This window comes from Nonomuraea sp. MG754425 (assembly GCF_021699195.1).
Lineage (GTDB): Bacteria > Actinomycetota > Actinomycetes > Streptosporangiales > Streptosporangiaceae > Nonomuraea.
The window spans coordinates 20260-27234 of record NZ_SSXE01000187.1 but is presented as its reverse complement, the minus strand read 5'-3'; the positions used below and the strand labels follow the sequence as shown (position 1 = coordinate 27234).

The 6975-nt window shown below is 72.9% G+C and carries 7 protein-coding genes; 5 read left to right on the top strand and 2 right to left on the bottom strand.

The features are described from left to right. Both FAF44_RS42585 and FAF44_RS42580 read right to left on the bottom strand, forming a co-directional pair. On the bottom strand, positions 1-770 hold a 770-nt coding region (locus tag FAF44_RS42585; RefSeq protein WP_237109091.1), incomplete at its 3' end, for an AfsR/SARP family transcriptional regulator. Positions 771-1018: 248 nt separating this feature from the next. After that, on the bottom strand, positions 1019-1210 hold the full coding sequence (locus FAF44_RS42580) for a hypothetical protein (protein ID WP_237109090.1): 192 nt from the start codon (positions 1208-1210) through the stop codon (positions 1019-1021). A 315-nt stretch (positions 1211-1525) separates the two neighbouring features. Here FAF44_RS42580 and FAF44_RS42575 point away from each other — a divergent pair, with 315 nt between their 5' ends. The 5 genes from FAF44_RS42575 (at position 1526) to FAF44_RS42555 (ending at position 6934) form a co-directional block, all read left to right on the top strand. Then, the gene (locus tag FAF44_RS42575) at positions 1526-1864 is read left to right on the top strand and encodes a hydroxyisourate hydrolase (protein ID WP_237109089.1); all 339 of its coding nucleotides are present in this window, start codon (positions 1526-1528) and stop codon (positions 1862-1864) included. 82 nt (positions 1865-1946) lie between these two features. Further along, complete coding sequence (locus tag FAF44_RS42570) at positions 1947-4718, top strand: LuxR family transcriptional regulator (protein ID WP_237109088.1); 2772 nt, start codon at positions 1947-1949, stop codon at positions 4716-4718. Between the two features lie 53 nt (positions 4719-4771). Next, positions 4772-4963, top strand: coding sequence for an acyl-CoA carboxylase subunit epsilon (locus tag FAF44_RS42565; RefSeq protein WP_237109087.1), 192 nt, complete (start codon positions 4772-4774; stop codon positions 4961-4963). A gap of 26 nt (positions 4964-4989) precedes the next feature. Beyond that, positions 4990-5931 carry a hypothetical protein gene (locus FAF44_RS42560; protein WP_237109086.1) on the top strand — a complete coding sequence of 314 codons (942 nt, stop codon included), beginning with the start codon at positions 4990-4992 and terminating at the stop codon, positions 5929-5931. Positions 5932-5944: 13 nt separating this feature from the next. After that, positions 5945-6934: a DUF1702 family protein gene (locus FAF44_RS42555; protein ID WP_237109085.1), complete on the top strand. Its 990-nt coding sequence runs from the start codon at positions 5945-5947 to the stop codon at positions 6932-6934. The last annotated feature ends 41 nt before the right edge of the window (positions 6935-6975 follow it).

Sequence of the window (6975 nt, the reverse complement as noted above, 5' to 3'; positions counted from 1 at the left end):
GGCAGCATGTTCGGCACGGACGCGACCGCGACGCGCGGTTCGGCGGGGACCTCGACGGGCGGGGCGGGCGGGTCGAGGCTCTCGTCGGAGGTGAGGATGGCGGCTTCGAGCTGCTGTAAGCGCTCGTTCGGCTCGATCCCGAGTTCCTCGATCATCACCCTCCGGGCCTCGCGGTAGACCCGGAGCGCCTCGGCCTGGCGTCCGGAACGGTAGAGGGCGGTCATGAGCTGGGCGGCGAACCCCTCCCGCAGCGAGTGCTCGCGCACCAGCCGGGTCAGCTCACCGACCAGCTCCTGATGCCGCCCCAACTCCAGCTCCCGCTGAATGCAGTCCTCGTTCGCCGTGATCCGCTGCTCCGCCGCCCAGCCCGCCAGCGCCTGCACCGAACGACTCTCGATCCCCTCGAACGCGGGACCCCGCCACAACGACAGCGCGTCCCGATAGTGCTGGACGGCTTCGCGGTGGCGGCCGTCGTCGCGCGCCTTCCTGGCCCGTCCGACCAGGCTTTCGAAGCGGCGCAGGTCGATCGCGTCGGCGGGGACGCGCAACATGTAGCCCTGGCGGGTGGTGACGATCATCTCCGGGTGGCCGTGCGCGGCGAACAGCCGCCGCAGGCCGGAGATGCAGATCTGCACCTGGGCCCGCGACGTCGCCGGAGGGTCCTCGTCGTAGATCGCCTCCACCAGGCGGTCCTGCGAAACCGAATGGTTCGCGTTCAGCACCAGCACCGCGAGCACGATCTGCTGCCGCGACCCCCCGAGATCCAGCAAGCGGCCATCCGCACCGACCTCAAGCGCACCCAGGACCCGAAATTCCACCCGCGTCTCCTCAAAGAAATCATTGCCCGTAGCCAACGATGTTTCTTCTGGAGCAGCAAATCCGGGCGTGATCGCCATGGTGAGCGGCGTCGACTAGCGCTTTTCCCGCGGTTTTTCGCCGTGGTTTGCGTGGATGGTACAACGATCGCTGATCGGTCGCCAGCTCTCGGTTTCGGGGTGATCCGCGATCCCTGTCACGTTCAGTTGGGGAAGACGCCCTGGACGAAGCCCCACGGCCAGTCCATTGTGCCCGCCGGCTGACCCGGCCGGCCGCTCTGTCCGGAAGTGGACGCGGCGGCGGGGGCGGAGAAGGCGCAGACGGCGGTGACGGCGCTCAACACGATGGCGATGGAGATACGGGTCCGGGCCGTCTTCTTCGTGGTGGCGGTCATGTCGAGCTACCTCCGTGTGGCTGTCCGCGATTCCGTTCGCGGCTGGTGATGACGCTCACACGCAGCGCAATCAGCCCTATATCGCGGCGCTGTTCGCCCGCCATCCGGGCAGGTCGGACACCATGCGCGCGCTCGACGCGGCCACCGGCCCGAGCACCGGGCCGCGGCGGGCGGCGAGCGGCGGGCGCGGATCTATCGGGCGGCGATAGCGGGACGATAGCGAGACGGTGGCCAGGGCAATAGCCGGCGCGGCCAACCTTGGCCGTGTGCCGGGCCGCGCGAGTGCCGTCCCGCGGATCGCTGCGGAGAGGTGACATGGGAATCGCGGTGCAGGTCCAGGACGCCGTCTACGGCCGTGGGGCGGCTGACCTGCGCGTACGTCTCGATCACGACTCCGACGGGGTGTGGACCGCCGAGGCCGAGGCCCGTACGGACGAGGAGGGGTCGATCCGCGTGTGGAGCCGCCTGGCACTCGCCCGCGGGCTGTACCGGGCCGTCTTCGACAGCGACCCCTATTTCGTCGCGCTCGGGCTGCGCGCGGTCTATCCCGAGATCGTCCTGACGTTCCGCCTGCTCGACGAGAGCGCGATGAACACGATCATGGTCCTCATCACCCCGCACTTCTACTCGGCGTGCTTCGGCTCGCTGAGCTGAGGCCGCCGGATGGCGGGACGATAGAGCCGGAATACCCGCCCCGCCTAGCGTGAGCGCAACACGACATCCTTGGGAGGCGGCCATGACGCTCATCGAACGGCAGGAGGAGATGGCCTGCCTGGAGTCGCTCGTCGCCAGCGCCATTCTCGGCAAGGGACGAGACGCGCTGATCAGCGGCCCCGCCGGGATGGGCAAGAGCGCCCTGCTGCGCGCGCTGTCGGAGCAGGCCATCGAGCTGGGGGCGCTCGCGGTCACCGCGACCGGCTCCCGTACCGAGCAGGACCTGCAGTTCGGCGTGCTCCGCCAGCTCATCAGGGACGCCCCCCTGGTCGAGGAGGAGCGGGAGCGCTCGGAACGGCTGCTGGACGAGGGCGTGCTGGCCGCGACGGCGGCGCACGCCGACGCCGAACGGCTGCTGGACCCGCAGGTCGTGCACGCGCTGGTCACGGTGCTGCTCGACCTGTCCGAGCGCTACCCGCTGGTGGTCGCGGTGGACGACGTGGACCACGCCGACCGCAGCTCCCTGCTGTGCCTGGCCTACCTGGCGCGGCGGGTCAGGAACGCGCGGATCGTGGCCTTGTTCGCGCTCGACGACACCCAGAGCGCCCACCGGCACTTCGAGACCGACCTGCTGCCGCTGCCGCACTGCCGCTTCCTGCGCCTCGCGCCGCTGTCACCCAAGGGCGTGGCAGCGCTGGTGGCGGGGCGGGTGGGCCTGTCGGCCGCGGAGCGCTTCGCCAAGGAGTGGCACTCGATCAGCGGCGGCAACCCGCTGCTGGCCGGCGAGCTGGTCGCCGACTACCGGCAGCGGCTGCGGGCCGGCGCGGAGCCGCCGCGTGAACCGGCCGTCGGCGACCGGTTCGTCCGCGCCGTCGAGGCGTGCGTGCGCCGGAGCCACCCGCGTACGGTGCGGGTGGCGCAGGGCCTGGCCATTCTCGGCGAGGCCGACGGGATCGCCGAGATGCTGGAGCTGCCCGCCGCCGACGTGAGCAGGGAAGTGCTCACGATCGAGGCGATGGGCCTGCTCACCTCCGGCCGCTACCGCCACGAGGCGGTGCGTTCGGCCGTGCTGGCCGGCATGGACCTGCCGGAGCGCAGGGAGCTGTACCGCCGCGCCGCCGAACTCGCCTACACCAGGGGCGTGACGCCCTGCGTGGTCGCCGACCGGCTGCTGCAGGCGTCGAAGGTGGAGGCCGCCTGGGTGGTGCCGACGCTGGAGGAGGCCGCGCTCGTCGCGCTGCGCAAGGGCGAGGTGGAGTCGGCCGTGGCCTACCTCAAGCTGGCCTGGCGCGAATGCACCGACGAGCTCCAGCGCTCCAAGCTGATGACGATGCTGGTGCGGGCGGAGTGGCGGATCAACCCGGCCGCGCCCGCCGGGCACCTCGACGAGCTCGCCGAGGCCCTGCAGAAGGGCAGCCTGCGCGGCAGCGACGCGGTCGTGCTGGCGCGGGCGCTGCTGTGGCACGGCCGCTTCGACGACGCCCGCGACGTGCTGGAGCAGCTCGACCAGGAGACACCCGCCTCGGACCAGACGACGCTGGCCGAGCTGGTCGTGGCCCAGTTGTGGCTGCGGGTCACCTGCCCGCCGCTGGCCGGGTACGTGGCCAACCCGCCCAGGGAGCAGATCCTGGCGGGCATGGTGTCGGTCGCCGTCAACCGGCGGCTGGAGTCCACCCTCGCCCTGGCCGAGGTGCTCACCCGCGGCCCGTGCGAGCGCAGCCTCGACGGCGTCGAGCGCATCCTGGAAGGCGCGCGGCTGGACGAGATGTCCCTCGACGTCGTCGAGAACTCGCTGCTCGCCCTCACCTACGCGGGCCGCTGCGAGCGCGCGGCGCCCCTGTGCGACCTGTTCGGCGACGAGGCGGAGGCCCGCCGGGCGCCCAGCAGGCGGGCCCGGCTGGCCGCCATCCGGGCGGAGATCGCGATCCGGCAGGGCGACATGCCGGCCGCCGAGCGGCACGCCCGCATCGCCCTGGACACGATCCCGATGAGTAGCTGGGGCGTGGCCATCGGCGGGCCGCTGGCCAACCTGATCATCGCGCTGACCGCCATGGGCCGCTACGACGCCGTGCGCGAGCCGCTCGACCGTCCCGTCGCCGACCCGATGTTCCAGACCAGGTACGGCCTGCACTACCTGTACGCGCGCGGCCGCTACCACCTGGCGACCGAGTCGTTCCCCGCGGCCCTGCACGACTTCCTGCGCTGCGGCGAACTGGCCACCGCCTGGGGGCTGAACAACCCGGCGCTGACCCCCTGGCAGGCCGACGCCGCGGAGGCGTGCCTGCGCATGGGCCGGGTCGAGGAGGCCAAGGAGCTCATCAAGGGCCACCTGGACGCCTGCGGCCCCGGCTCGTACCGGGGGCAGGGCATGGGCCTGCGGCTGAAGGCCGCCGTCACCGAGCCGGCCCGCCGCCCGGCGGTGCTGCGCCAGGCGGTGGAGTACCTGCAACTGGCCGGCGACCGGTACGAGCTGGCCAGGGCGCTGTTCGACCTGGTCGAGGCGTACGAGTCGCTGGAGGAGTACCGCCGGGCCAGGACGGTCGCGGGGCGGGCCCAGGCCGCGGCGGCCGAGTGCGGCGCCGCGCCGATGCTCAGCGCCCTGGCCACGGCCGCCGACGTGGACGCCGCCCCCTCCCCGCTGCCGGGCGAGCTGATCGGCGTGCTGAGCGTCGGGGAGCGCCGGGTGGCCGCGCTGGCGGCGGCCGGCTACAGCAACCGGGAGATCGCCGCCAAGCTCTACATCACCGTCAGCACGGTCGAGCAGCACCTGACCCACACCTACCGGAAGCTGAACATCAGCCGCCGCGCCGATCTGCCGCTGCTGGTGGAGTTCGACGACCAGGGCCGGAGCTGACCGGGCATCCACGAAGTTGCGCCCGCGCGCGGTCGCGGGCGAGCGTCGAAGGCATGGAACTCACCGTGGTGCGGGGGCAGGCGACCCCCGAAGACCTGCAAGCGATCATCGCGGCCGTCGTCCGGCGCGTCGCCGAGGCGGCCAGGAACGAGAGCTCGGCCTGGTCCGATCCGTCCGGTCACGTCCGCAGGCCGCTGCCCAGCGGCGGCCATGACGGCTGGCGTCTCGGCGTCTGGGCGAGCTGACCCCTCCCCGGCCGAGAGGACTCGACATGAGCGAGCCAACCCGTACCTCCCCCGTGCCCGCCGCACCGGGCCCCATGACGGCGGCGGGTCCCGCGCCGTCGGCGCGCCTGCGCGTGGTGGTCCTGAGCTGCCTGGCGGGCTTCCTGCTCACGGTCGTCTGGTCGGCCGAGTTCGTCGACCGCGTCATCGGCTTCGGCGTCATGGACACGCTGCTCGGCGAGGGCGCGGCCGAGCAGCCGATCGCCGGTGTGGCGGCCGGGGTGCTGTTCGCGTTCGTCAGCGGCCTGGCCGGCACGTTCACGGCGTGCAACGTGGCCGTGTTCGGGGCGGTGGCCCCGCTCATGAGCACCGGCGGCACCTGGCGCGCCGCGGCGGCGCGGGCGCTGGGCCCGATGGCCTGGCTGAGCGCGGGCACGGTCGCGGTCTCCGCCGGGTACGGGGCGATCGTCGGACTGGCGGGCACGTCCATGCCGCAGTTCTCCACGGCGCAGAACGTGGCGGGCGCCCTGTCGGCGCGCTCCGTCCAGTCGATGGTGGTCTTCGGCGTGATCGGCCTGGTGCTGTTCTACCTGGGCCTGGCCGCGCTCGGTCTGGCGCCCGACCCGTTCGCCCGGTTCCCCCGCGCCCGGGTGGTCTTCCTGGGCGCGCTCATCGGCGGCTTCCTCATCGGGCGGCCCTACCCGCTGTTCCGCGAGCTGTTCAGGGACGCCGCGCAGAGCGGCAACCCGCTGTACGGCGCCGCGGCGTTCGTCCTGCAGTCGCTGGGCAACATCGTGGTCATGGCCGTGCTGGCCGTGCTGCTGGCCCGGTTCGGCGGCGGCCTGGCCCGCCGGCTGTCGGGGCGCACGGCCCTGGTGACGGGCGCGGCGCTGATCATCGCGGGCGTCTTCCTGTTCCTGTACTGGGACGTCCGCCTGCTGGCCCGGCGGGAGATCATCCCGTGGTACCCGACGGCGCCCTGGTCCTGAAGGAGGAGATCTCATGTCCACTTTGCTCGGTTCGCTGCGCCGTCTCGCCCTGGCGCCCTCCCTGGCGGAGGTGACCTTCGCCGGCCGCGGTTTCCCCGTCGAGCACACGGCGGCCACGGCCCGGCTGGAGGCGATCCCGCAGGCGGTCGTCTGCGGCTTCGAGTGGGGCATCGACAGCCGCGGCCAGTGGGAGCTGGAGCGGCGGCTCGACCTGGTCGGCGCGGAGCAGCGCGGCTTCGCCTACGAGGGGGCCACGATGGCCTTCACGGTGCTCGACGCGATGGGCCCTCGGCGCGGCCACCGTACCCGTGACCTGCTCATGGGGCCGGGGCAGCCGCACATCTTCCTGGCCTACATCGGCATCGGCTTCGCCATGGCCCGGCTGCCCCGGGTGTTGTGGAAGGACGTGCTGCCCGATCTGCACGGCACGCCGTACCACCCCACGATGAGCTGGCTGGCCGTCGACGGATACGGCTTCGACCTGGCCTACTTCCACACCCGCCGCTGGGTGGACGAGCAGCGCGTGCCCAAGCCGTACCCCTGGCAGGGCGATCCCGGCTACTTCGCGCGCGCCGCCGACCAGGGCGTCGGCCGGGCGCTGTGGTTCATCCACGGCGGACGGCCCGCCGCGGTGTCGGCGGCGGTGCACGCGTTCGCCGCGCACCGCCAGCCGGACCTGTGGAGCGGCGTCGGGCTGGCCGCGACGTTCGCGGGCGGCTGCGCCGCGAGCACGGCGGCCACACTGCGCGAGGAGGCCGGGCACCACCGGGGCGAGCTGGCGCAGGGCTCGGTCTTCGCGACGAAGGCCCGGCACTACTCGGGCCACGTCCCCGAGCACACGGCGGCGACGGGGCAGGCGCTCACGGGCCTGGACGTGGCCGACGCGGTCGCGCTCGCCGACGACACCGTGGTGACGCCCGGCAGTTCCGCCCGGGTGCCCGATTACGAGCTGTGGCGGCGCCGGGTACGCGACCGTTTCGCCGCCGAAGTCGCGCCCCGCTGACCACTCCAGAAAGCCAGGATATTCGCTTCACCGCGCCCGGA

Bases quoted from the DNA above. Each gene is read 5' to 3' on its own strand.
- FAF44_RS42580 (WP_237109090.1), bottom strand. From the start codon at position 1,210: ATGACCGCCACCACGAAGAAGACGGCCCGGACCCGTATCTCCATCGCC.
- FAF44_RS42575 (WP_237109089.1), top strand. From the start codon at position 1,526: ATGGGAATCGCGGTGCAGGTCCAGGACGCCGTCTACGGCCGTGGGGCG.
- FAF44_RS42570 (WP_237109088.1), top strand. From the start codon at position 1,947: ATGACGCTCATCGAACGGCAGGAGGAGATGGCCTGCCTGGAGTCGCTC.
- FAF44_RS42565 (WP_237109087.1), top strand. From the start codon at position 4,772: ATGGAACTCACCGTGGTGCGGGGGCAGGCGACCCCCGAAGACCTGCAA.
- FAF44_RS42560 (WP_237109086.1), top strand. From the start codon at position 4,990: ATGAGCGAGCCAACCCGTACCTCCCCCGTGCCCGCCGCACCGGGCCCC.
- FAF44_RS42555 (WP_237109085.1), top strand. From the start codon at position 5,945: ATGTCCACTTTGCTCGGTTCGCTGCGCCGTCTCGCCCTGGCGCCCTCC.